The 24,480-nt window shown below is 36.2% G+C and carries 20 protein-coding genes and 5 pseudogenes; 17 read left to right on the plus strand and 8 right to left on the minus strand.

The genetic code is table 11. The features are described from left to right. Positions 1 to 266 precede the first annotated feature (266 nt). Positions 267 to 2,300 (minus strand): NAD-dependent DNA ligase LigA, encoded by a 2,034-nt coding sequence (gene ligA / locus OPR52_RS05195; RefSeq protein ID WP_406833386.1) that lies wholly within the window; start codon positions 2,298 to 2,300, stop codon positions 267 to 269. Between the two features lie 80 nt (positions 2,301 to 2,380). Then, positions 2,381 to 3,213, minus strand: a protein-coding gene (locus OPR52_RS05200; protein ID WP_265037890.1) for an IS5-like element ISWpi1 family transposase whose coding sequence is annotated in 2 segments (ribosomal slippage) — positions 2,381 to 2,844 and positions 2,844 to 3,213 — 834 coding nt in all. Because the reading frame shifts where the segments join, the coding sequence is not laid out codon by codon here. 287 nt (positions 3,214 to 3,500) lie between these two features. On the opposite strand from OPR52_RS05200, the gene OPR52_RS05205 reads away from it, so the two are divergent. Next, on the plus strand, positions 3,501 to 4,499 hold the full coding sequence (locus OPR52_RS05205; protein ID WP_012673123.1) for a pyruvate dehydrogenase complex E1 component subunit beta: 999 nt from the start codon (positions 3,501 to 3,503) through the stop codon (positions 4,497 to 4,499). On the opposite strand, the pseudogene OPR52_RS05210 reads toward OPR52_RS05205, so the two are convergent. Then, positions 4,475 to 4,744 (minus strand): annotated as a pseudogene (locus OPR52_RS05210) (TrbC/VirB2 family protein); the annotation flags it as partial. The gene OPR52_RS05205 and the pseudogene OPR52_RS05210 overlap by 25 nt on opposite strands. A 58-nt stretch (positions 4,745 to 4,802) precedes the next feature. Between OPR52_RS05210 and OPR52_RS05215 the strand changes: the two are divergent. Then, positions 4,803 to 5,635 (plus strand): annotated as a pseudogene (locus tag OPR52_RS05215) (IS5 family transposase). A gap of 55 nt (positions 5,636 to 5,690) precedes the next feature. Here OPR52_RS05215 and OPR52_RS05220 read toward each other — a convergent pair. Further along, a protein-coding gene (locus OPR52_RS05220) for an IS630 family transposase (RefSeq protein WP_265037751.1) occupies positions 5,691 to 6,550 on the minus strand; the annotation gives its coding sequence in 2 pieces (ribosomal slippage) (positions 5,691 to 6,226 and positions 6,226 to 6,550; 861 coding nt in all). A gap of 77 nt (positions 6,551 to 6,627) precedes the next feature. On the opposite strand from OPR52_RS05220, the pseudogene OPR52_RS05225 reads away from it, so the two are divergent. The 6 genes and pseudogenes from OPR52_RS05225 to OPR52_RS05250 form a co-directional block, all read left to right on the plus strand. Further along, a pseudogene (locus OPR52_RS05225) lies at positions 6,628 to 7,208 on the plus strand (transposase); the annotation flags it as partial. 349 nt (positions 7,209 to 7,557) lie between these two features. Continuing rightward, positions 7,558 to 8,883, plus strand: a complete 1,326-nt coding sequence (der, locus tag OPR52_RS05230) for a ribosome biogenesis GTPase Der (RefSeq protein ID WP_265037940.1) — start codon at positions 7,558 to 7,560, stop codon at positions 8,881 to 8,883. After that, positions 8,880 to 9,401: a disulfide bond formation protein B gene (locus OPR52_RS05235; protein WP_015589379.1), complete on the plus strand. Its 522-nt coding sequence runs from the start codon at positions 8,880 to 8,882 to the stop codon at positions 9,399 to 9,401. Before der ends, OPR52_RS05235 begins: the two co-directional genes overlap by 4 nt. Further along, on the plus strand, positions 9,376 to 9,918 hold the full coding sequence (locus tag OPR52_RS05240; protein ID WP_006279362.1) for a demethoxyubiquinone hydroxylase family protein: 543 nt from the start codon (positions 9,376 to 9,378) through the stop codon (positions 9,916 to 9,918). The genes OPR52_RS05235 and OPR52_RS05240 overlap by 26 nt, the downstream gene beginning before the upstream one ends. A gap of 580 nt (positions 9,919 to 10,498) precedes the next feature. Further along, on the plus strand, positions 10,499 to 11,479 hold the full coding sequence (mraY, locus tag OPR52_RS05245; protein ID WP_265037942.1) for a phospho-N-acetylmuramoyl-pentapeptide-transferase: 981 nt from the start codon (positions 10,499 to 10,501) through the stop codon (positions 11,477 to 11,479). Positions 11,480 to 11,485: 6 nt separating this feature from the next. Next, entirely contained in the window at positions 11,486 to 12,082 is a 597-nt protein-coding gene (locus tag OPR52_RS05250) for a ribonuclease HII (RefSeq protein ID WP_015589381.1), read from the plus strand. A gap of 3 nt (positions 12,083 to 12,085) precedes the next feature. On the opposite strand, the gene virB9 is transcribed toward OPR52_RS05250, so the two are convergent. The 3 genes from virB9 to OPR52_RS05265 all read right to left on the minus strand — a co-directional run bounded on the left by virB9 (position 12,086) and on the right by OPR52_RS05265 (position 13,826). Continuing rightward, positions 12,086 to 12,868, minus strand: a complete 783-nt coding sequence (virB9, locus tag OPR52_RS05255) for a P-type conjugative transfer protein VirB9 (RefSeq protein WP_015589382.1) — start codon at positions 12,866 to 12,868, stop codon at positions 12,086 to 12,088. 185 nt (positions 12,869 to 13,053) lie between these two features. Then, positions 13,054 to 13,509: an outer membrane lipid asymmetry maintenance protein MlaD gene (gene mlaD / locus OPR52_RS05260; protein WP_007548591.1), complete on the minus strand. Its 456-nt coding sequence runs from the start codon at positions 13,507 to 13,509 to the stop codon at positions 13,054 to 13,056. 2 nt (positions 13,510 to 13,511) lie between these two features. Further along, a complete protein-coding gene (locus OPR52_RS05265; protein ID WP_007548590.1) occupies positions 13,512 to 13,826 on the minus strand; it encodes an NADH-ubiquinone oxidoreductase subunit NDUFA12 family protein in 315 nt (104 codons plus the stop codon). Between the two features lie 64 nt (positions 13,827 to 13,890). Between OPR52_RS05265 and OPR52_RS05270 the strand changes: the two genes are divergently transcribed. The 3 genes from OPR52_RS05270 to purF are packed head-to-tail and all read left to right on the plus strand — an operon-like array spanning position 13,891 to position 17,925. Beyond that, positions 13,891 to 15,357, plus strand: coding sequence for a proton-conducting transporter transmembrane domain-containing protein (locus OPR52_RS05270; RefSeq protein ID WP_264722945.1), 1,467 nt, complete (start codon positions 13,891 to 13,893; stop codon positions 15,355 to 15,357). 53 nt (positions 15,358 to 15,410) lie between these two features. Further along, entirely contained in the window at positions 15,411 to 16,514 is a 1,104-nt protein-coding gene (gene rodA / locus OPR52_RS05275) for a rod shape-determining protein RodA (protein ID WP_320109379.1), read from the plus strand. 25 nt (positions 16,515 to 16,539) lie between these two features. Further along, entirely contained in the window at positions 16,540 to 17,925 is a 1,386-nt protein-coding gene (gene purF, locus OPR52_RS05280; RefSeq protein ID WP_264722942.1) for an amidophosphoribosyltransferase, read from the plus strand. A 19-nt stretch (positions 17,926 to 17,944) separates the two neighbouring features. Here purF and OPR52_RS05285 read toward each other — a convergent pair whose 3' ends face one another. After that, a complete protein-coding gene (locus OPR52_RS05285; protein ID WP_264339539.1) occupies positions 17,945 to 18,454 on the minus strand; it encodes a DNA-3-methyladenine glycosylase in 510 nt (169 codons plus the stop codon). 739 nt (positions 18,455 to 19,193) lie between these two features. Here OPR52_RS05285 and OPR52_RS05290 point away from each other — a divergent pair. The 6 genes and pseudogenes from OPR52_RS05290 (at position 19,194) to ltrA (ending at position 24,474) form a co-directional block, all read left to right on the plus strand. Then, positions 19,194 to 20,053, plus strand: a protein-coding gene (locus OPR52_RS05290; protein WP_265037751.1) for an IS630 family transposase whose coding sequence is annotated in 2 segments (ribosomal slippage) — positions 19,194 to 19,518 and positions 19,518 to 20,053 — 861 coding nt in all. Because the reading frame shifts where the segments join, the coding sequence is not laid out codon by codon here. A 90-nt stretch (positions 20,054 to 20,143) separates the two neighbouring features. Beyond that, positions 20,144 to 20,976: pseudogene (locus tag OPR52_RS05295) on the plus strand (IS5 family transposase). A gap of 52 nt (positions 20,977 to 21,028) precedes the next feature. Continuing rightward, positions 21,029 to 21,983, plus strand: a pseudogene (locus tag OPR52_RS05300) (reverse transcriptase domain-containing protein); the annotation flags it as partial. 168 nt (positions 21,984 to 22,151) lie between these two features. Beyond that, the gene (locus tag OPR52_RS07710) at positions 22,152 to 22,712 is read left to right on the plus strand and encodes a group II intron maturase-specific domain-containing protein (RefSeq protein WP_406833387.1); all 561 of its coding nucleotides are present in this window, start codon (positions 22,152 to 22,154) and stop codon (positions 22,710 to 22,712) included. 47 nt (positions 22,713 to 22,759) lie between these two features. Continuing rightward, positions 22,760 to 23,188 (plus strand): hypothetical protein, encoded by a 429-nt coding sequence (locus OPR52_RS05310; protein WP_264722787.1) that lies wholly within the window; start codon positions 22,760 to 22,762, stop codon positions 23,186 to 23,188. Further along, positions 23,173 to 24,474 (plus strand): group II intron reverse transcriptase/maturase, encoded by a 1,302-nt coding sequence (ltrA, locus tag OPR52_RS05315; RefSeq protein ID WP_265037833.1) that lies wholly within the window; start codon positions 23,173 to 23,175, stop codon positions 24,472 to 24,474. The genes OPR52_RS05310 and ltrA overlap by 16 nt, the downstream gene beginning before the upstream one ends. Positions 24,475 to 24,480: the final 6 nt, after the last annotated feature.

The raw sequence follows: 24,480 nt of genomic DNA on the forward strand, positions 1-24,480 counted from the left end.
AAGAATTTCATATAGAGCTTATGGATACGTGGAAAAAAATAATAGACTTTGGTAAAATTTTATGATATAATGTGTGTAGTTGTTTTTGTAAATAAAGTATGGTTTCAAAAAAAGCTAACAATAACACAAAGTGTACTACAAGGTGTGAAATAGCACAAAAAGTAAGAAGCTGTAGGTTAAAGTGAGGATATACCCAAAAGGACCTAGCAAATAAATTCGTAGGTGCCATTCTTAAAAAGTAGATACAAGAATTGATCGAGAAGGGCTTATTCTTTTCTAAGGATTAGTTTATTCCATTCCTCCTCGGTTAAAATTTTAACGCCCAGTTCTACAGCTTTTTTATATTTCGACCCAGGTTTTTCACCGGCAATCACAAAATGCGTTTTATCCGATACACTAGAGCTAACTTTTATACCTAAAGATTCAGCTTCTGCTTGCATCTCCTTTCTCTCCCTTGACAGCTTGCCAGTAAAAACCACTATTTTTCCGCTAAGAGGGGAATTACTAACATTAGCACTTACAGGCTCCATCTTTAGTTGAGAAGCAAGGTCATTTACCATTTTGATGTTGTCTTTCTCGCAAAAGAAATCTCTTAAAGACTCTGCCTTCTTTTCGCCAATACCACTAATTTCAGCTAACTCAGAGAAAGTTTTGCCATCGCTCACCACGCTTACGGTTAGCGATATCGTGATATCATTGTTAGCAGAATCTTTGGTAACAGGATTTAAGGAAATCTTACTTGTTTTAGATACACTAGACGATAATTGAGCCATGGCAGATTGCCAATTTTCATAAGATTGATAATGCTTTGCTAGTAATTTTGCTACGTGTGGTCCGACGTATCGAATCCCTAGAGAACATATAAATTTATCCAAACTCACAACTCTTCTGCTGTTAATGGATTTGAGTAAATTAGATATTGATTTTTCATCCCATCCCTTCAGCTTACTTAAGTTGAAATTTTTGAGTTTTTCTTCGAGAGCAAAAATGTCAGATATTTTCCTTATCAAACCAAGGTCATAAAAGAACTCTATTTGCTTATCACCAAAGCCGGTAATGTCAAAAGCTTCTTTCGAAACAAAATGTTTTAGTTTTTCTATTATTTGGGCTTTACAGGTAAATTCATTAGAACACCTTATGGCTGCTCCTTCAATCTGTACTTCACTTCCGCATTCCGGGCAAGTATTTGGAAATACAAACTTTGGTGCATTTGGAGAACGAGCATTTTTATCTACTGCCACAATCTTAGGAATCACATCGCCTGCTCGTGCTACGACTACAATATCGCCCTTTCTGATGTCTTTGCTTTCAATTTCATCTTTATTATACAGATTTACCCTACTAACGACTACCCCTCCTATATTTATCTCAACTAATTCAGCGACTGGAGTGAGTACACCAGTTTTGCCCACTTGTACTGATATCTTCTTTATCTTGGTTTTTCCTTGAGCTGCAGGAAATTTATGAGCTATGGCCCATCTAGGAGCTTTGTTGGTATTTCCGAGACGATTTTGTAATGTTAAATTATTTACCTTTAAGACAACTCCATCAACATCATAACCCAATTCATGGCGATTATCATATATTCTATTATAAAACTCCAGGATTTCGTCAACGTTTTTTGCTAAACACTGATGCTCATTTACGCAGAATCCAAGCTTTTTCAGCTTATTCAATACTTCAGATTGGGTCCTTTCTGTTCCGCCGATCAAAGAATAAGCAAAGTACTTCAGTGGTCTGCTAGCAGTAACTTCTGGATTTAGTTGTCTTAATGAACCGGATGCTGTGTTGCGCGGATTTGAAAATTGATTATCCTTATTTAACTTCAGAAAGTCATCATTTCTGATATAGACTTCCCCTCTGATTTCCAATCTACCCTTTATGTCAGGTAAAACTTGGGGAAAATCCTTTATGGTTGAGATATTGTGAGTGATGTCTTCTCCCACAAAACCATCACCGCGCGTTGCAGCTTTAATGAGCACACCATCTTCATAAATTGCAGTGAAAGCTAAACCGTCTATTTTCAGCTCACAAACTATTTCCAGTTCATGTACATTTAGAAGTTTTCTAAGGAATTCTTCAACTTCTTTTTTGTCATAAGCGTTAGCCAATGAGAGCATAGGCACGACATGTTGTACTTCTGAAAACCTTTCATCAGGTGCAGCACCTACAACCTTTATACCTGCTTTTCTTACCAACTCATCGTACTCTGCATCAGTGATTTCTGGTTTGTTTTTCCGATAGTATAGCTCGTTGTGGCGTTTTATTTCCTTTTGTAATTTTAATGTATTTTCAGTCATAATTTTTACCTCAACCACTGTTTCAGTATACAGCGTCAGTGATAAATTAATTATTAGAGGTTGTCCGGAAACAAGTAAATTCAAGCATATTCCCTCTTTAACATAACCCTACTCATAGCTAGGTATATGAAATTCTCAGTGGATGTTGTGAGTAAATCATACTCCTTCGATAGCCTTCTATTCCTATTAACCCAAGCAAAAGTCCTTTCTACAACCCATCTTCTTGGCTGTACTTTAAACCCTTGTTCTCTTGTTGGTAGTAGCTCAGGTGGCGTATCTTTGTGCACCCAAAATCTACATGTAGGCCTTTTAACAATTTCAATATCTATGTCATATTCTTCCTTTATGTGATTCTTTAAATTTCTTCCTTGGTATCCCATGTCAGCCCACATTTTTTTAACTTTAGTATATTTTGTTCTCATATTGTTTAATGCTATTTTAATACCATCTCTATCATTTTCGTTAGCAGCGCCTACGTAACAACCTAGTATAAAACCCTGAGTGTCTGTAATTATATGCCTTTTTCTACCCTTTACTTTTTTACTTCCATCATAGCCTTTGATCCCCCCTTTTCTGTAGTCTTTACAGATTGACTATCTACTATACAGGCACTCGGCTGCTCATTCCTTCCTATTTTTCTTCTACTATATTTTGTAATTTCATAATTCATTTTCTCAAAAATTCCCTGCTTCTTCCATTGCCTGAACTGCTCATACACAGTCTTCCATAGCGGAAAATCATTTGGTAAATACCGCCATTGACACCCTGTACGCAATACATAGAAAATTGCTTCTAATATTTCTCTTTTGCTATACTTTGGCGGCCTTCCTCCTTTCTTGTATGATACTCTGAAGTGTTTTTCTATTCTTGCCCATTCCCTTTCGCTTAGATCTGTTGGATACTTTTTTCTCATCTTTACCCCGTACTAAAATTTCAGATATTATAGCCTTTTACTTGTTTCCGGACAACCTCTCATAAATTTTTCTGTTATTTCCAAATAAATTGCTATTAATTTAACAACATACATTACTAAAAGCTTAAATAATCCAGCCATTTCCAGCAACAAAAAACAGCAAGCGTGAGAAGATTTTTTTTTGGAATGAGTTGGTCATGATGTTTGTAAAACTTAATTTGTACACTTTACTTACCCCCAGTAATTCTGATATAGTTACTTTAGTTAAAGTCTATAAAAGTTTATAAATGGCAACCTTAAGTGTAAGAGAAGCTTTATGCACAGCAATTAGAGAAGAAATGCAAAACGACTCTGATGTGCTTATCATGGGTGAAGAAGTTGCAGAGTATGATGGTGCTTATAAAGTAACGAAAGGATTACTGAAAGAGTTTGGAGAAAACAGAGTAGTTGATACGCCTATTACCGAACATGGATTTGCTGGCCTTGCTGTTGGAGCGGCATTTGCTGGATTAAAGCCAATAGTCGAGTTTATGACTTTTAATTTTTCTATGCAAGCTATTGACCAAATTGTGAATTCCGCAGCAAAAACAAATTATATGTCAGGCGGACAACTTGGATGCCCTATAGTATTTCGTGGACCAAATGGCGCTGCAGCAAGAGTTGCTGCACAACATTCTCAATGCTTTGCAGCTTGGTATTCGCATATACCGGGGTTAAAAGTAATAGCACCCTATTTTGCCTCCGATTGCAGAGGTCTGCTTAAAGCTGCAATTCGTGACCCTAATCCGGTAATATTTCTAGAAAACGAAATAGCTTATGGACATGAGCATGAAGTTTCTGACTCTGAGCTATCAAACAAAGATTATCTACTTGAGATAGGCAAAGCTGCTGTTATACGGGAAGGAAAGGATGTAACTATCACTGCTTTTTCATTAAAATTAATGGATGCCTTAAATGCAGCAGATTTACTTTCGAGTGAAGGTATAGAAGCTGAAGTTATTGACCTCAGAACCTTAAGACCACTTGACACTCAAACTGTTATTAACTCTATTCAGAAGACTAATAGGTTAGTTAGTGTAGAAGAAGGATGGCCATTTGCAGGAATAGGAGCAGAGCTGTCAGCCGTTGTTATGGAACAAGGATTTGACTACCTTGATGCTCCAGTTGTACGTGTAACTGGCAAGGACATCCCCTTACCTTACGCTGCAAATCTAGAAAAAAAAGCATTACCGCAAGTGGAAGATATAGTTGAAGCCGTGCATCAGGTCTGTTTTAGAAAAAAATAGTTCTTTTTTGTGTCTCCTGTTCCGCATTGGTCCATCAAAGAAGTATTTCCAGTGCCGCCTATACCACCCATTACTTTTATGACGATAGTTTTAGCACCGAAAAATACAGCACAAAATATACCGAGTGCAAAAAGAGCTGGCCATGGCATTCTACCAAATATCGCAAGCAAAGCTGCACCTATTATCACTACGGTCATAAGCGGTCCGCCTATTCCCCAAACGTAGCCAATAATGTTACATATTAGAGGTTGTCCGGAAACAAGTAAAAGGCTATAATATCTGAAATTTTAGTACGGGGTAAAGATGAGAAAAAAGTATCCAACAGATCTAAGCGAAAGGGAATGGGCAAGAATAGAAAAACACTTCAGAGTATCATACAAGAAAGGAGGAAGGCCGCCAAAGTATAGCAAAAGAGAAATATTAGAAGCAATTTTCTATGTATTGCGTACAGGGTGTCAATGGCGGTATTTACCAAATGATTTTCCGCTATGGAAGACTGTGTATGAGCAGTTCAGGCAATGGAAGAAGCAGGGAATTTTTGAGAAAATGAATTATGAAATTACAAAATATAGTAGAAGAAAAATAGGAAGGAATGAGCAGCCGAGTGCCTGTATAGTAGATAGTCAATCTGTAAAGACTACAGAAAAGGGGGGATCAAAGGCTATGATGGAAGTAAAAAAGTAAAGGGTAGAAAAAGGCATATAATTACAGACACTCAGGGTTTTATACTAGGTTGTTACGTAGGCGCTGCTAACGAAAATGATAGAGATGGTATTAAAATAGCATTAAACAATATGAGAACAAAATATACTAAAGTTAAAAAAATGTGGGCTGACATGGGATACCAAGGAAGAAATTTAAAGAATCACATAAAGGAAGAATATGACATAGATATTGAAATTGTTAAAAGGCCTCCATGTAGATTTTGGGTGCACAAAGATACGCCACCTGAGCTACTACCAACAAGAGAACAAGGGTTTAAAGTACAGCCAAGAAGATGGGTTGTAGAAAGGACTTTTGCTTGGGTTAATAGGAATAGAAGGCTATCGAAGGAGTATGATTTACTCACAACATCCACTGAGAATTTCATATACCTAGCTATGAGTAGGGTTATGTTAAAGAGGGAATATGCTTGAATTTACTTGTTTCCGGACAACCTCATATAGCATTTCTCATAATAGTCCGAACAGGTCATAGGAAGGCAGAATCAACAGCACGACGAAAGGATTCGAATAGAGGAATGTTTTTCCTGGCTCTGTTTTTTATAGCAAACCAATGATGCTCAATTTTGTTGAAATCTGGAGAATAAGGCGGCAGATACAAAATTTCTGCACCAACCCCTTTAGCAAGCTCGATAATCTTATCAGACTTATGAAAAGTAGCATTGTCAAGAATGACAGTCTGTCCAGGTTCCAAGATCGGTGTCAAAAATTGCTCAAACCATCCATTAAAAACATCCATATTACAGTGGCCTTCAAAGGTTAACGGAACAACTATCTTTCTTCCACTTAAGGCTGCAACCATACTGATTCGTTGAGTTTTCTTTCCAGATTTTAAGGCATAAAACCGCTGTCCTTTCTGGCAATATCCGTAGGGGTAGTCTTCGGTGTTATCAATGCCAGACTCATCTATATACACTAAGTTTTTAGGTTCTTTTGTCGCTATAATTTTCAAAAATTCAGCACGTTTTTCTTCGTTTCTTTCCTTGTATCCATATGTCTTTTTTTGCGCGTAAATTCAATTTTTTTAAGGGCTCGATAGATCGTTTGGATACTAACGTTGTTCCAAAGTTTAGCCATTTCCGATAGAGTCTTTCCTCCGTGTTCTCTGGCAAATTTGGCAAAGGTATCCCAGTCGGTAATTTTGTGATTGTAACCCCCATTTCCAAGTTTTTTTGATTGAAAGTCTCCTGTTTCTTTTCTTCTTTGCTGCCACTCCCATAAAGTAGTTCGTCCAATCTTAAATCTTGCTGCCACTGTTTCTCTGCTTTCTCCTTCGTCTAGCGCTTCCATTGCTTTTTTTCTTAAATCATAACTATATGCTGCTGGCATTCAACCTCCTTATCATCATCTACCCTTATCCTATCACATCCGGACTTTTATGGAAAGAGCTATATCTATGATCGTCTTCAGTAAAATTCATTCAGCAGCATTATGATTTGGAAGTAGATTTTATTTTTCGCTTGCAAAAAAGAAATTATAGTAAGCTATGGGAACGCTGGCGAATTAGATTTTGATTTTATATTAGAAAATGAAAAGCTAAAAAATAAAATGAAAGGACAGAAAGTAAGAGTTATAGTGCTGACATTAGCCAACTGAGAAACAGAGTTTTTGACCGAGACTTTGGAGCAAAGCTTATGTGTTAAGGTGGCACATAGAGGAAACGACTCAAAGTAGGAGCAGAGTTAGAGAATTTTTCTGGAGAGGCTGTATTACAAGAATTTTGGGCAAACTTGGTCATGTGCAATATATTATCGCTTCATATATGTGATGCACAAGGGCCTTGGAACCCAGATCAAATTACTGAGTATCGTTTAAATTTTTCAGTTTTATTTAGTGTAATGAGACAGAAACTCTATCAGGTACTTATTGCGCCAAAAAACTTTCAAGCCCTTTTTAAGTATACGCGCTAAAGTTAAAATCCGACCGGGACAGCCGCAATAAAGTAGATAAGCCTAAACGCCATCATGTCTTTAGGAGAGTTTGCTAATGAAAGTTCTTAAGTTGACGTCATTGACTGTTCCGATTCGTTATATGACATAAGAGCATCATATATTTCATGCAATGTATTTGAGATGTTTTTTCCATATGTTGATTAATATGCCCATATATTGTCGTCTCTTCCGAACACTCTGTATCTTTATGTATATGATTTTGTTGCTTTAATTCTTCTCTATCTACACTCTCTATTTGCTCTGACACTAGCATAACTACCTCATATTTTACATAACGAAATAAAAAAATTCTAACTGTAGTATGCTTATATAATCTACGAAGTCAATAGTTAAATTGAAAAGTTTCGGTTATAATTTACTTCATATAGAACATGCCCTTGAATTATGCTAAAAATCGCCATAGTAGGCCTACCAAATGCTGGAAAATCGACCCTATTCAACAGATTAGTAGGAAGAAAAGCAGCAGTAGTGAGTAACATTCCAGGAGTGACAAGGGATAGGCGAGAGGGAATGGGGAGAATTAGCGATTTGGAGTTTAAAGTTATAGATACAGGAGGATGGAACGACCAAACTAGTTTTTCACTGCAAGTTATTGAGCAAATAGAGTTTTCTTTATCCAGTTCAAACATAATTTTCTTTCTTGTTGACGCAAAAGTGCAAAATGAGCGAAATAAAGAGTTTGCAAAGTGGCTGAAGAGAAAAATAAATAAACCTGTGATACTGATAGCAAATAAATGCGAGAGTCATAAATCCGAAAATGTTGATTATTTGCAGTTTTTTGATTTTCTTGGCCCGGTGTATATCTCTGCCGAGCATAATCTTGGCATGGTTGATCTTTATGATGCATTAGCTGGTGTTATTGAAAATTTTAACGAGAACACTGAGTTACCTAACAATGAACTGAGTAGGCTGAGGATCGCGATCATCGGCCGTCCGAATGTTGGAAAATCAACTTTTTTAAATGGTTTACTTGCAGAAAACAGACTAATAACAAGTTCAGAGCCAGGTACCACACGTGATTCTGTGGATATTACATATGATCATGATGGAGAGTTAATTACTCTAATTGACACTGCCGGAATCCGCAGAAAGGCGAATGTTGTAGATGGCTTAGAATCAAGATTTGTTGAGAAAAGCATGGAATCAATCAAGCGCTCTCATGTGGTAGTTTTAATGCTAGACTCCCTAGTTGGTATTGAGCAGCAGGATTTATCAATTGGTGAAGCTGCAATTAAGCGAGGGAAAGGGATTATTGTTGTTTTAAATAAGTGGGATTTAATAGGTAAGGATGACAGAAGCAGGTTAATAAAATTTGTCAAACAACAGGAAGTAACCAGGTTATTCTTGGAAGTGCCAACTATAACAATTTCTGCGTTAAAAGGCATGCGCTGCGGTGATGTGATAGATAAGTGTCTTGAAGTGAGTGAATCCTTGAACAAGAAGATCAGCACTGCAAAACTGAATAAGTGGCTCATAGATGCTGTAGGAAAACATTCTCACCCTCTTGTAAAAGGCAAAGCAGTTAAAATGAAGTATATCGCTCAAATTGGTACTAAACCTCCAGCTTTTTCTTTGATATGTAACATACCTGAAAGTGTTGATGAAAGTTACAAACGCTATTTAATTAACGATCTCAGAAAAAATTTCTTTGCAGACGGTGTGCCAGTTAGATTGCTTTTGAAAAAAAATAAGAATCCCTATGTAAAATGAATACTCTGCTTTATACTTTCAGGGATAATTTACTTAAAGTTATGTGTAATAATTCCAGAATTCCTGCAATCTTTCTGCTGTCGAGTGCCGCTGCTCTAATTTTTGCATATGTGCTAGAATATTTTTTCAACATGCTGCCATGCAAGTTATGTACATACGAGCGAATAGTTTACTATATCGCCGGATTACTTGCAGTAGCGTGCATGCTTAAAGACAACAAAATTCTAATCTATGCAATGTTTTGCAGCTACCTCATAGGTGCAGTAATATCTTTTTATCATATAGGTCTTGAACTCCACTTATTTCATGATGTTTTAGGTTGTACAGAGCAAGCAAGTGGTAACGTTAGTATAGAAGAGCTCAGAAATAATCTACTAAATCCTAATTACTCTCCATCTTGTGACAGACCTCATTACGTTCTAGGTGTTTCCTTAGCAACATGGAATCTAATTTATCTCATAGTAGCTCTGTTCGTATCAGGTAAGGTGTATTGTGGAGAAAGAAAGAAATCTAAATAATTTAAGGTACAGCAACAATCAGTTCTTGCAACAGGCAATTAGAGTAGATCACGCTGGAGAATATGGAGCTATTTGCATTTATTCTGGTCAAAAATTTATTCTTAAGAAATCTTCTATAATCAATGAAATAATTGAAATGGAAGAGCAGGAAAAAAAGCATTTTCACTATTTTAATGAGAAAATCAAAGAGCAAAAAGTTCGTCCTACTGTTTTGTTGCCTGTTTGGCGTGTTTTAGGAGTGTCGCTTGGCGTTGCAACTGCCATTATGGGCAAAAAAGCTGCTATGGCTTGCACTGCTGCAGTTGAAGAAGTTATCGGTGAGCACTACAAAGAGCAAGTTTCACATTTAGAAGATGGGGAATTAAGAGAAACTATAAGTAAATTTCGCGACGAGGAGTTAGAGCACAAAGATATTGCAATTCAGCACAATGCTGAAAGCGCATTTGGCTACAACATTTTATCATCATTCATAAAAACAGGCTGCAAAACTGCTATTTACTTGTCTAAGTTAATTTAACTAAGCAGCTTTCTTAAAGTGTTTTAAATGTTCTGATAACAACAGAAACCAGGAAGGAATTCAAGTGTAACAATTATTTTATAACTATATTTACATATCACCATTATTAATAAATAATTAGTATTTGTAAATTAAATACATCTAAAGTATAGACTGCAAAGGAGGCAAAAGTGCGTTTTAATTTAGAAGAGGGAAATGCTCTTATGTAATACCTGCCACAGGTTCACAACTGTACGAACATTCATTTTTGAAGGTAAATTGCACAGCAAATGGTGTCATTCCAGTCTGGAATCCAGAAATTTTGCTTATAACTGAGCTGATAAGCTAAAGGTAATTGTCTTACACTAAAACAAACGTTTTTAATTAAGTTGCATAGAACCAGTGTCTGGGCACTGGGATGACACCCCACTGGTGGTCCAAACTACAACGTTCGTACAGTTGTGGATTCCAGACTGGGATGACACCCTACTGATGGGCCCAAATCACAATGTTCGTACAGTTGTGGGTCAGGCTATAGGATGACAGAAGTTGACTTTATTAGCTATAGGTGGTATGACACTTAGTCAATTTAAGTAAGCAGATGATCTTAGCTACAAAAGTATTTTTTACCTCATTTGTTTTTGGGTTTATTCTTTTTCCCTATTTTATAAAGCTTCTAAAAAAAATAAGCAAAGATGGGCAACCAATTAGATCATGTGGACCAGAAAGTCATTTAATAACAAAAAAGAATGTACCACCTATGGGCGGAATAATAATACTGATTTCTTCTTTATTACCAATTTTACTCTCGGCTCAGTTAACACCAGAAATTTTGCTGCTGATATTGATAACTCTATTTTTTGCTCTACTTGGATTTATTGATGATTATTTAAAATTGAAGACAAATCACTATCGAGGTTTAAGTGCAAAAACCAAAATACTTGTTCAGTTTATTGTTGCTCTGGTTGGTGTGTTTATACTTAAGCTATACTCTGCTGAATGTTTTACAAAAACGTCCCTATTTAAAGGAGTAATAATAGATTTTGGCTATCTATATGTTCCGTTTGCTGCGTTTGTAATTGTCGGCTCTTCTAATGCTGTGAATCTCACAGATGGTTTGGATGGCCTTGCTGCAACTCAAGTTATCACTTCCTTTGCTTTTTTGGGGCTAATTGCATATATAACTCAGGCAGATATGAATATTACTTTATTCTGCATTGCATTTATAGGAGCTATTCTAAGTTTCTTGTGGTTTAACACACATCCAGCAAAAATATTTATGGGTGATGTTGGTAGCTTGTCGGTAGGTGCGGCTTTAGGGTTAACTAGTGTCCTAATTAAAAGAGAAATGCTTTTTGCCATTATTGGAATAATCTTTGTAATAGAGACTCTATCTGTTATTATTCAGATATCATATTTTAAATATACAAAGTTTAAATATGGAGAAGGAAAAAGAGTTTTTCTTATGGCACCAATACATCATCACTTTGAGAAGAAGGGATGGTCAGAAAATGCAATCGTTATGAAATTTTGGATAATTTCTATTATCTGTTCAGTTTTTACTATAACTTTCTTATTATAAAAACCTATGAAATACCCAGACTTTACATTAGAAAATAAATTATCAGGAGTGATAGCAGGAGTGGATGAAGTTGGAAGAGGTCCGCTAGCTGGTCCAGTAATATCCGCAGCCGTAGTGTTTATTGATAGAAATACAATTATTGATGGAATCAACGACTCGAAAAAGTTGACTCCTCAATGTAGGCAAGTCCTATATGAAAAAATAATATCCGTTGCAAAATTTGGTATAGGAATGGCAAGCGTAGAAGAAATAAATTCATACAATATCTTGCAAGCAACAAAACTTTCAATGAAACGTGCGTTGATAGACTTGGACCTAGAATTAGATTATGTGCTAGTTGATGGTAATCAACCACCTGAAGTGAAATGGCAAGTGAAATCCATAGTAAATGGTGATAATTTGAGTACATCAATTGCAGCAGCTTCAATCGTTGCAAAAGTTACGAGAGATCGGCTTATGCAAGAATTGCACAATAAGCATCCTGAATATAATTGGTATAAAAATAAAGGATATGGGACAAAAGAGCACCTTAACGCTATTGGCCTTTATGGAATTACAGAACATCATAGAAAAAATTTTGCACCCATATCTCGGGCATTATAGCCTTTACCCTTTTTTGAAAGGTATGGTTTCATTAAATAGGCAAACTGTACTCGATCCATTCCTTAAGGTAAACACTGAACTTACCCTTTCGATTATCAGGTAGTTATCAACTGTACGGAAATTTACTAAAGACTCATATCCTGCAGAATCAACCATAAAAACTGCCGGAAAATCAGAGTTTATTTTATTGAATTGTAGATATGTAAATTTTCCGTCATCAAAAACCTTAATTGGTATTATTGACTGACTACCTTTGACGTGCGAGATGGAATAATTAAAATTTAATCCCTTCTTTACAACTTCAATATCATTGATATCAGGAATAATGGTATGACTAGCTTGTTCGAAGATATCACCGTTATTTGTTGTGTAAATCTCATCACTGCTAAATAGTGGATAAAGAAACCTTACTTCATATGCTAATCTTGGATCATCTAGTCCAGTTGCTTCTTCAGCATGAAGTTCAAAGTAATAAACTCTTTTATTGGTAATTATAGTTGCATTAGTATCAGCAATATCATCTATGGGCTTAATAAACAATCTGTTACCTTGAGGAAGAAGTTGCCAACCAGTTGAATCACCCATTGAAAGGTTTTGTATTATCTCCCCTGGTTCAAACAATATACTGGACTGATAACCATAAAAACCCGTATACTTATGTATAGCCTGTGGGTTATAATTTATTACCTTTATGTGATTATCTCCAGCTATTGAACGTGGCTCCTGTTTTGCAAGTGCATCACTACCACAGAGGAACAATAGTACGGCAAACAGTAAACCAATCATAATATCAAAATGAATTAATCTTCATTTTATCATTAATAGACATGCACTGCAACTGTTAAGGCACTTTCTATACTATAAACCCCAAAGCAAGCGGTAGAAAAGGCAAGAAATAAGGCAAACTCCTTAAATACTTTAGAACTACAGGAGGCTTCACCTGAACGGGTACACTTGGAATCCTGCCATTTTCACTTCGTAAACATACCAAGAATTCTGTCCATTATTCCACCCATGTTTGCTTCAGCTTGAGTATACTCTATTTTACCACCATGCAAGATTAGTTTAATATCTGATCCAGGTGATATATTAACAAATTTACTGCCAACAACTCCACTGCTAGTGATCAGAGCTGAACTATCAATTGGCAATTTTATGTCTTTGCTTATACACATATCGATTCGTGCTACGTAGGTAGCTTTGTCAAGTGATACACCAGTTATGCTTCCAACATCTACACCAGAGATCTTGACACTATCACCAACTCCTATACCGTTAGCGTTAGCAAAAAGACCATATATTTTATAGCAATCCTTATAGTTTTTCTTTATGTAAGATAGCTTATCAATAGCAAAGAAAATCAGAAAAATAGTAAAAATTAATACAAATAATCCAGCGGTTATTTCAAGTATATTTGACCTTCGCATCTTTAGTTATCAGGACTCCAGCTTTTATAGTAATTTTTCACTTTTTGGTTTGGATAGTATGCATCTTTTGTACCCGTTAAATTAGGAGTATGTTTTACTTTTCTTTTTTTATTATTAACTGGTACTACATTATCAGTATAGTGAAGCCATATATGCCATTCCGGAGGCACTGTTGTAGGCTCAGAAACACTGCTATACATAACCCACCTTTTTCCTTTACTTGATTCATAGTAAGAATTTCCATTTTCATCTCTTCCTACAAATTTATCTTCTCTTCGTAATAGGCGTTTTATTGCATTACAAATTTTAGATAACATAAGGGTATTAAAACAAAAAGTATTATATATACTAATACTTTAACGATATATTAACAACAATTTAATGCAATTACCAATCTTACAAGTTATTATCCCAATAATTGCATCAATGTTTTGCTTTCTTGCCAAGAAACACAAGGTATCTTGGTTTATTTCTTTTATTGCAACAACAATCACTCTTATCATTTCATCAATACTACTCATTAAAACATATAAAGGTGAAATTATAACTTATCACCTTGGAAATTGGGCTCCTCCGTATGGAATAGAGTTAAGAATCGACGTGTTAAATTCCTTAATTCTAACCCTAGTGAATTTTATAGCGCTGATTAGTGTGCTTTATAGCTTTTATATTAACGAAAAAGAGATTAGCAAAAACAAAATCACTGGTTTTTACTCTCTATTTCTACTGTGCTTAAGCGGACTGCTTGGGATTTTAGTAACAAACGACATATTTAACCTTTACGTTTTCTTGGAAATTTCATCTCTTTCTTCTTATGTATTAGTTTCAATGGGAAGGGATAAAAAAGCCTTGGTTGCAGCATTTGAATATCTAATTAGTGGAACAATAGGTGCAACATTTTATTTATTTGGCATCGGGCTCTTGTATTCAATGACTGGAACGCTCAATATGTCTGACATGGCTGAAAGAATAGTTCCATTATACGATAACAACATCATAAAGCTTGGCACATTGTTCATTTTTGTTGGTCTCTCAATCAAAATGGCACTGTTTCCATTAAGCAGGTGGCTGGTTAATGCATATAGTGAGGCGCCAAGTTTCATTAGCATATTCTTTTCAGGCACAGTGACAAAAGTGATGATATATGTTTTCATCAGAATCTTTTATACTGTTTTTCATCAAAATTTTTTCTTATTTAAGCCGCTACTGGACAATGTGATAATTATCCTCGCACTTTGCGCTATTGTATTTGGGTCGATATTTGCAATAACCGCAAAAGACATAAAAAGACTGTTTGCTCACTCTAGTATTAGCCAAATTGGTTATATAATTTTAGCACTGAGTTTTAACTCAAAAACAGGTGTATTTGCAGCAATTCTTCACATAGTAAACCACAGCATAATAAAAACATCTTTATTTATGGCTGCAGGATGTATTTCTTACAAATTTGATACAACAAAAATAGAGAATTTATCGGGACTCAAGAAATCAATGCCTTATACAGCACTTGCGTTCACTCTACTCAGTTTAGCATTAATCGGTGTGCCTTTAACAAATGGCTTTGTAAGCAAGTGGTATATAATGAAAGCAATTATCGAATCTCGCGCGTGGATTTCCCTGATAGCTTTTGCTGCCGGTTCTTTTCTTGCACTAATATACATGTGGAAGATGGTAGAGAAAATGTATTTTGAAAATGATGCAACGTCACGCACTAGAATGACACTAGGCAAAATTAATGATGTGCCATTTCCTATGCTTTTCTGTCTATTGTTTATGGCAGCTTTAACAGTAGTAACTGGAATATATAGCACTCCAATTCGGTTAGTAGTTGAGAAGTTGGTTTTTTGATTTTTATCTTTGTTTCATATTTTACTATACTTTAAGGTTATAAGGTCTTTATTGTGGGTAGGCTGAAGAAGATTCATTGGTTATTAGTCATTAACGTGATAGCGCTGTTTTGCGTTGGCATTGTTGTTCAATACTCTTCTGCTGGAGGAAAGTGGGTGCCATTTGCGATTCACCAACTGGTCATATTTTCCTTCTTTTTCCTACTCGCTATAGCTATGTCATTCATAGAGCTAGATTTTTACTTGAAGTACGCCTACTTTTTTTATATAGCAGCAGCGATTTCACTATTAGCAGTAAATTTTTTTGGCTCACACATAATGGGTGCAACAAGGTGGATAAGAATTGGATCAATTAGTTTGCAACCATCAGAATTTGCAAAAGTAGGCTTAATACTTGCGCTTGCTCGCTATTTTGATAAGCAGGGTATGTATAAAATGATGGAATTTAAAAGATTGCTTAAGGCACTTATAATTATTTTCTTACCCGTGTTCTTGGTGTTAAAGCAACCTAATTTAGGCACAGCTATGATAATGTTATTTATAGGGATATCAATTATATTCACAACAATAATAAAAAGATCTCATTCAGTAATATGTGGAACTCTTGGCATTTTTGCAGTACCGGCTATTTGGCCTTTTTTACGTCCTTATCACAAGCAAAGGATATTGTCATTTTTGGATTCATCAGTGGATCCACTTGGAATAGGTTATAATGCGCAGCAATCTCAAATAGCTATTGGTTCAGGAGGTTTGCTTGGTAAGGGCTTTGTTAACGGAAGTCAAACTCAACTTGGATTTTTGCCGGAGAAACGTACAGATTTTGCTTTTGCAGTGCTGAGTGAGGAATGGGGCTTTTTAGGTAGCATGGCTTTAATTTTGCTTTATACCTCATTACTTGGAGTAATTTTCTCTATCGCTTATAGGTCGAAAAATTATTTTTCTAAGTCGGTATCTATCGGCATTTTCGCCTTTTTTAGCGCTCATTTTTTTGTAAACATTGGAATGTCAATAGGCCTCTTGCCTGTGATAGGCGATCCACTGCCATTTCTTTCCTATGGAGGAAGTACAACTGCTGCAAGCTTGATATGCATAGGATTATTGCTGGCAATAAAAGCAGATGAACAACAAAATGCTTGTATTTTACCTATGCTAAAGTAAAATTAAACTTTACTTAATAGTTTTTATGCTAGATGAAATGCGTGAGGAATGTGGGGTATTTGGCATAAGTTGCAACCAAAGTGCTGCTTTTAACTCTATACTTGCTCTCCACGCTTTGCAGCATAGAGGTCAAGAGTCTTTTGGCGTAGTAACCAGTAACAACGATAAGCTGCACTCTTATCACTTTCAAGGTCAAGTGAGCAGCGTATTTGATGATATAGATGAAATAAAGAAATCCTTACCTGAAGATTGTGCAATAGGTCACGTTCGATACTCAACAAGTGGTAATAAGTTTGGAGTGCAGCCCATGCTTGGCAAAAGTGGCAAATTTGGGGATTTTGCCATAGCACATAATGGTAATTTAATTAATATTTCTCCAATACGCGAACAATTAATTAAACAAGAGTGCGTTTTTCAGTCAGATATTGATACAGAAGTAGTAGTGCATCTGACAGCAAGCGGTGAAAAAGATAGCTTCTTAGAGAGTTTTATATATGCATTAAAGCAAATACAAGGTGCTTATTCTTTTGTGGCAATCAATCAAGAAGTAGTTATTGGAGTACGTGATCCGTCTGGAATCAGGCCTCTTGTTTTAGGGAAGTTAAACGGTTCTTATGTTCTTGCATCTGAAACTTGTGCTCTTGATATAGTAAATGCAGAGTTTGTTAGAGAAATAGAACCAGGTGAGTTAGTCACCATTGATCGAAATGGTAATCTAGCTTCAGCATTTCCTTTCCCACAGCAAAAATCAAGTTTTTGTATTTTTGAATACGTTTATTTTTCAAGACCAGACAGCATAATGGAGAATAGGTCCATATATGATATAAGAAAAGAAATAGGAAGAATACTTGCAGAAGAGAGCCCACCAAAAAACAATATGGATATGGTTGTACCAATACCTGATTCTGGAATACCTGCAGCTATTGGATATGCAAAGCATTCAGGGTTACCTATGGAACTGGGAATAATTCGTAATCATTACATAGGAAGAACTTTTATACAACCAACCGCTGAAGTACGTAAAGTTAGAATAAAATTAAAATTCAATGCTAATAAGCACATTTTGAAAGGTAAAAACATAATTTTAATAGATGATAGTATAGTGCGTGGTAGTACGTTAACAAATATAATAGTTATGTTAAAGGATGCAGGAGTAAAAGAGATTCACCTCAAAATTTCAAGCCCACCAATTAAGCATTCTTGTTTTTATGGAATAGATACGCCAGAGTGCAAAGATTTAATTGCTGCAAATAAATCTGTAGAGGAAATTAAGGAAGTTATAGGAGTAGATAGCCTAGCCTTCTTGAGTATTGATGGACTATATCAGGCTGTTAAAGCAGAAAAGCGTAACAATGCTACACCACAATATTGTGATGCTTGTTTCACTGGTGATTATCCGATTGGCAAATAGTCTGCGCAAGGTCTTAAGTTTAGAAAATCTTAAACCGCCAAAATTTCTCTTGGCCTTTACTAATTCCGATTCTCGGGGTGCAAATATAATCTGGTTTGAGGTAAGATTCATAAACACAAAATTCGTGGCTTATAGTAAGGTCCTGTTTGTTATGTTCTTTTGTAATATTTAATCTTTTACACAATATTCCTGGCCCACCTAAATTTGCCTCAAGCGGTTCAATGAGCTTTAATCCCCGTATTAACACTGCTGCTGGGAACCCTTCTGCTTCTGTTACAATATTTAAACAGTAATACATCCCATATATAAAGTACACATATGAAAACCCCGGCATACCAAACATTACTGAGGTTCGGTTAGTATAACCCTTAGCTGCATGACAAGCTGGGTCACTCATTCCTATATAGGCTTCAACTTCGGTTATTATTCCACTAAAGTTAGAAAATTTCAGCATCTTTCCTAGTAACTCCCCGGCTACAACCAAAGTTGGCCGCTCGTAGAAATTTCTTGGTAGTATTGTGTTGCTCATCATAAAAGTATAAGTTACTTGCAGATGCAAGCAACTTATACTGAACTTTCACTACTTTACCTATTTTGAGCAGCAGGAGCCTGATGCTTTTGTGCTGTGCTCTCTGTGACATCTGTTGAAGGTTGCGGCAAAACTTTCACTGCTTCAGAACTTTTTTGTTGCAATTGTGATGCGTGCGATCCGATGTCATGAAATCATGATGGTTAAATTCCATCCACCATAACATCTGGTTGAAATCATAGTTCACATTTTAGGAAATTGGCAATTTTCTAGGGTGCAAGCATGAACTAAAAGGGAGTAATATTAAACCTTATAATAAATCCTCTCGAGAAGAGTTAGATATGGTTACGAAAGAAACTTATGTTTGAATTGTCGTCATTGCAAATATGCGAAAAAAAAGGTTGATACGCATAAACCAAAAGGTACAGAGAATGGATGATTAAAATGCTCACGTTTAATCAAGATGTTTCCGATCTCTCGGCAAAAAGTAAGAACCTAAATCCAACACGAAATGGTTTCATGGAACGGAGTAACCACATGGAAGCTCTTGTTAATCTTTATAAGAGTAACAAGCAGGTAGCCAACCGCAAGTCTCTGTGTGGAGGGATTGTTTAAGAAGCTAATGCCTAGGGTAATGTCTAGGATATGCAGACGTGGACACTGTAATTTGGAAGGTATAGCTCTTTCCATAAAAGTCCGGATGTGATAGGATAAGGGTAGATGATGATAAGGAGGTTGAATGCCAGCAGCATATAGTTATGATTTAAGAAAAAAAGCAATGGAAGCGCTAGACGAAGGAGAAAGCAGAGAAACAGTGGCAGCAAGATTTAAGATTGGACGAACTACTTTATGGGAGTGGCAGCAAAGAAGAAAAGAAACAGGAGACTTTCAATCAAAAAAACTTGGAAATGGGGGTTACAATCACAAAATTACCGACTGGGATACCTTTGCCAAATTTGCCAGAGAACACGGAGGAAAGACTCTATCGGAAATGGCTAAACTTTGGAACAACGTTAGTATCCAAACGATCTATCGAGCCCTTAAAAAAATTGAATTTACGCGCAAAAAAAGACATATGGATACAAGGAAAGAAACGAAGAAAAACGTGCTGAATTTTTGAAAATTATAGCGACAAAAGAACCTAAAAACTTAGTGTATATAGATGAGTCTGGCATTGATAACACCGAAGACTACCCCTACGGATATTGCCAGAAAGGACAGCGGTTTTATGCCTTAAAATCTGGAAAGAAAACTCAACGAATCAGTATGGTTGCAGCCTTAAGTGGAAGAAAGATAGTTGTTCCGTTAACCTTTGAAGGCCACTGTAATATGGATGTTTTTAATGGATGGTTTGAGCAATTTTTGACACCGATCTTGGAACCTGGACAGACTGTCATTCTTGACAATGCTACTTTTCATAAGTCTGATAAGATTATCGAGCTTGCTAAAGGGGTTGGTGCAGAAATTTTGTATCTGCCGCCTTATTCTCCAGATTTCAACAAAATTGAGCATCATTGGTTTGCTATAAAAAACAGAGCCAGGAAAAACATTCCTCTATTCGAATCCTTTCGTCGTGCTGTTGATTCTGCCTTCCTATGACCTGTTCGGACTATTATGAGAAATGCTATATGAGGTTGTCCGGAAACAAGTAAAAGGCTATAATATCTGAAATTTTAGTACGGGGTAAAGATGAGAAAAAAGTATCCAACAGATCTAAGCGAAAGGGAATGGGCAAGAATAGAAAAACACTTCAGAGTATCATACAAGAAAGGAGGAAGGCCGCCAAAGTATAGCAAAAGAGAAATATTAGAAGCAATTTTCTATGTATTGCGTACAGGGTGTCAATGGCGGTATTTACCAAATGATTTTCCGCTATGGAAGACTGTGTATGAGCAGTTCAGGCAATGGAAGAAGCAGGGAATTTTTGAGAAAATGAATTATGAAATTACAAAATATAGTAGAAGAAAAATAGGAAGGAATGAGCAGCCGAGTGCCTGTATAGTAGATAGTCAATCTGTAAAGACTACAGAAAAGGGGGGATCAAAGGCTATGATGGAAGTAAAAAAGTAAAGGGTAGAAAAAGGCATATAATTACAGACACTCAGGGTTTTATACTAGGTTGTTACGTAGGCGCTGCTAACGAAAATGATAGAGATGGTATTAAAATAGCATTAAACAATATGAGAACAAAATATACTAAAGTTAAAAAAATGTGGGCTGACATGGGATACCAAGGAAGAAATTTAAAGAATCACATAAAGGAAGAATATGACATAGATATTGAAATTGTTAAAAGGCCTACATGTAGATTTTGGGTGCACAAAGATACGCCACCTGAGCTACTACCAACAAGAGAACAAGGGTTTAAAGTACAGCCAAGAAGATGGGTTGTAGAAAGGACTTTTGCTTGGGTTAATAGGAATAGAAGGCTATCGAAGGAGTATGATTTACTCACAACATCCACTGAGAATTTCATATACCTAGCTATGAGTAGGGTTATGTTAAAGAGGGAATATGCTTGAATTTACTTGTTTCCGGACAACCTCTAAAGTTGTAAATAGTAGTGAATATGTTATGAGCCAACAAAATGTTAGGTATGAATGGAATGAAATTCCTTGGCGCAAGCTAGAGAAATTTTCGTTTAAGCTACAAAAACGAATTTACCGAGCTTCACAAGGTAATGATATCAAAAAGATGCACAATCTTCAGAGATTATTACTCAAATCAACAAGTGCAAGAACGATAGCAGTTAGAAGGGTAACTCAGGACAACAGAGGGAAAAAAACTGCAGGTATTGATGGAAAAGCTAACCTTAGTCAAAAAGAAAGATTGCAATTGGCAAACTCCTTAGATATAAGGGAGAAAGCAAAGCCATCAAGACGCATTTGGATTTCAAAACCTGGAAAGAATGAGAAACGCCCATTGGGGATACCCACTATATCGTGTCGAGCAAAACAAACACTTGTAAAAATGGCTTTAGAACCTGAGTGGGAGGCAAAATTTGAGCCAAACACTTATGGTTTTAGACCTGGTAGATCATGTCATGACGCCATTGAAGCAATATTTCAAGCGTTGAGTCGAAAGACAGCATTCATCTTAGATGCTGATATATCTGGGTGCTTTGACAATATTAACCATAATAAACTACTTGAAACCCACACCAACGTTAAAGAAAATATTAAGAGGATGGTTGAAAGCAGGTGTTATGGAAAATAGAATATATAAACCAACTGAAAGTGGTACTATCCAAGGAGGAACAATTTCTCCATTGCTCGCCTGTATCGCTCTAAATGGTTTAGAAAGCTATTTAAAAGAAACAATGGCAGATCAGATAAGAAGCTATAGAAAAGAAAAACTTGGTAGATCATGTAGAGAAAAGGCAAAAAGATCACTCAGCATAATTACTTATGCCGATGACTTTGTGGTATTTCATGAAAGTAAGCAAATTGTGCTTAAGGCAGAGATTTTAATTAAGGAATGGTTAAAAACCATTGGATTAGAATTAAAGTCATCAAAGACAAAAATTTCTCATTCATTGAATCCTCTAAAGGAAAAAAAACCAGGCTTTGATTTTCTTGGATTTACAATACGACAGCATACAGTAAAACAAGGTAAGAAAACATACAAGTTACTAATAAAACCGAGCCGCAACTCTATAAAACGATATACATTAACCGCTAAGTACAAACTTAAAGAAATGTGTGGAGCACCACAAGAAGCTATTATAAAAAACCTAAATCCACTTATTAGAGGATGGTGTCAATATTATACTTCAGTGATTTCAAGGAAAGTCTTCGAGTTACTAGATAGCGTTATGTTTAGAAAACTATGGAAATGGGCAGTACGTAAACATACAAATAAAGGCAAATACTGGATAAAGAGGAAATACTTTAAAAGGTATAAGAATGATAATTGGAGGTTTATGACAAGTAATGGAAAATATCTTATCAAACATGGAGACCATGCTATTAAGCGGCATATCAAAGTGAGAGGAGCAAAATCTCCATATGATGGAGACTGGATATATTGGAGCAGTCGTAGAGTACCAGATAAGTCACTAAGAGTGATAAAATTACTGAAGATGCAACAGGGTAAATGTAATTATTGTCAGCTATATTTTAGGTCAGAGGACATAATTGAAGTGCATCATCAAGACAAAAATAGGAACAATAATACCATAGGAAATTTGTCTTTATTGCACGGGCATTGCCAAGGTGCGCCAAGGTGCGCCAAGAAGTGCTTGGAGAACAGTTGGTGAAAATCCAACACAAACAAAGTCTAGCCAAAAGTTTGGAACAGACCACTATGTTGCATGAGGTAACGAGTGTAATAGAGCTAGTGGGATGGACAATGCAGGGCACAACGGAAGTGAAGGAGTGGAGTCCCGAAATACCTGAAGACATAGAGGTCGACATGTTCATGGCCATGGAAGACAGCATGAAGGATAACGTAAAGGCAAGTTATCACTCACTCTATCGGGATCTGAGACCGTGCCATGTATTGAAATGGACTTCAAGTGAACTTGGGAGATCCCATGCATTCCTATTAAGGTACGTTGGAACAAGTCAACAAAGGCAAGAACTAGCGGAAGATGCAGGGGAAGTCGGACTGATTGATAGTACTCAGAATGTGGGAAAGCCACGTACAAGGGGAAGCGATCAGCAATATAGTAACTGGAATAGGGATTGCTATGCCAATACAACGGAGGTAGGAATAACATGCGATATAAACTAAACCAGATAGCAGTAAGAGCAAAGCAAGATAAGCGACTAAAATTCACATCGTTAGTCCATCTGATAAATACAGAGAATCTTGCGAGATGTTATAAAGAACTGAAGCGTAACAAGGCTTGTGGAGTAGACCAGATAACAGTGGAATCATACGGAGAAAATCTGAATGAGAAACTCGAAGTGCTAGTAGAAAGTATGAAGAGGAAGCAATATCAACCACAACCAGTAAAGAGGGTATATATACCGAAAGCTGGAAGTAAAGAGAAACGCGGACTCGGAATACCATCGACCGAGGATAAATTAGTACAGATTATGCTGAAGAAGATATTAGAAAATATTTACGAGGCAAACTTTCTGGACAGCTCATATGGATTTCGACCTGGAAGAAACTGTCATCAAGCGGTAAATGCACTAGATAAAGCAGTTAAGTACAAGCCAATAAACTACATTGTAGAAGTGGATATCAAGAAGTTCTACGATAATATACAGCATAAATGGCTAATGAGGTGTCTAAGGGAACGAATAACTGACCCAAATTTGCTGTGGTTAGTAAAGCGGTTTCTCAAGGCAGGGATAGTCGAAGCTGGAAATTATGAAGCAACAAAACAAGGTACACCACAAGGCGGTATAGTAAGTCCTGTATTAGCAAATATATACTTACATTATGTGTTGGATTTATGGATAGAAAAGAAATTTAAATCAAGATCCAGAGGATATATACAACAAATAAGGTTTTGCGATGATTTTGTGGTTTGTTGCGAAAGTAAGGTAGACGCGGAAGAATTTCTGGAATTACTGAAACAAAGGCTAAATAAATTTGGGTTGGAAGTATCTGAAAACAAGACCAGAGTAGTAAAGTTTGGCAAGAGGGAGTGGCAACGAGCGATAAGAGAGAAACGAAGGACGGAAAGTTTCAATTTTCTGGGGTTTACGCACTATGGTGCAAAAAGTCGTCGTGGTAGATTAATGATGGGACATAAAACCTCTAAGTTAAATCTAGCCAGAAAACTAAAAGAAATCAAGGAGTGGTTGAAAATAGTCCGCGGAAGTATTCGACTTAAAGATTGGTGGCAAGTACTGAAGGCTAAATTAACAGGACACTATAACTACTTTGGTATTAGCGGAAATTATTGGTGTTTGAAACAATTTTACACATCAGTAAGAAAGCTAGCATTTAAATGGATAAATCGGCGTAGTCAGAAAAAGAGTATGACCTGGGAACAGTTTGTACACTACGTAGAAGTAAATCCATTACCAAAGCCAAAAATACATTTTTCTTTATATGCATAAGAGGGA

The sequence above is a fragment of the Wolbachia endosymbiont (group A) of Hylaeus communis genome (assembly GCF_947251915.1).
GTDB lineage: Bacteria > Pseudomonadota > Alphaproteobacteria > Rickettsiales > Anaplasmataceae > Wolbachia > Wolbachia pipientis.

Coding starts and splice junctions, on each gene's coding strand:
- ligA (WP_406833386.1), bottom strand. CDS start 2,300: ATGACTGAAAATACATTAAAATTACAAAAGGAAATAAAACGCCACAAC.
- OPR52_RS05205 (WP_012673123.1), top strand. CDS start 3,501: ATGGCAACCTTAAGTGTAAGAGAAGCTTTATGCACAGCAATTAGAGAA.
- der (WP_265037940.1), top strand. CDS start 7,558: ATGCTAAAAATCGCCATAGTAGGCCTACCAAATGCTGGAAAATCGACC.
- OPR52_RS05235 (WP_015589379.1), top strand. CDS start 8,880: ATGAATACTCTGCTTTATACTTTCAGGGATAATTTACTTAAAGTTATG.
- mraY (WP_265037942.1), top strand. CDS start 10,499: ATGATCTTAGCTACAAAAGTATTTTTTACCTCATTTGTTTTTGGGTTT.
- OPR52_RS05250 (WP_015589381.1), top strand. CDS start 11,486: ATGAAATACCCAGACTTTACATTAGAAAATAAATTATCAGGAGTGATA.
- virB9 (WP_015589382.1), bottom strand. CDS start 12,868: ATGATTGGTTTACTGTTTGCCGTACTATTGTTCCTCTGTGGTAGTGAT.
- mlaD (WP_007548591.1), bottom strand. CDS start 13,509: ATGCGAAGGTCAAATATACTTGAAATAACCGCTGGATTATTTGTATTA.
- OPR52_RS05265 (WP_007548590.1), bottom strand. CDS start 13,826: ATGTTATCTAAAATTTGTAATGCAATAAAACGCCTATTACGAAGAGAA.
- OPR52_RS05270 (WP_264722945.1), top strand. CDS start 13,891: ATGCAATTACCAATCTTACAAGTTATTATCCCAATAATTGCATCAATG.
- purF (WP_264722942.1), top strand. CDS start 16,540: ATGCTAGATGAAATGCGTGAGGAATGTGGGGTATTTGGCATAAGTTGC.
- OPR52_RS05285 (WP_264339539.1), bottom strand. CDS start 18,454: ATGAGCAACACAATACTACCAAGAAATTTCTACGAGCGGCCAACTTTG.
- OPR52_RS07710 (WP_406833387.1), top strand. CDS start 22,152: ATGTGTGGAGCACCACAAGAAGCTATTATAAAAAACCTAAATCCACTT.
- OPR52_RS05310 (WP_264722787.1), top strand. CDS start 22,760: ATGTTGCATGAGGTAACGAGTGTAATAGAGCTAGTGGGATGGACAATG.
- ltrA (WP_265037833.1), top strand. CDS start 23,173: ATGCGATATAAACTAAACCAGATAGCAGTAAGAGCAAAGCAAGATAAG.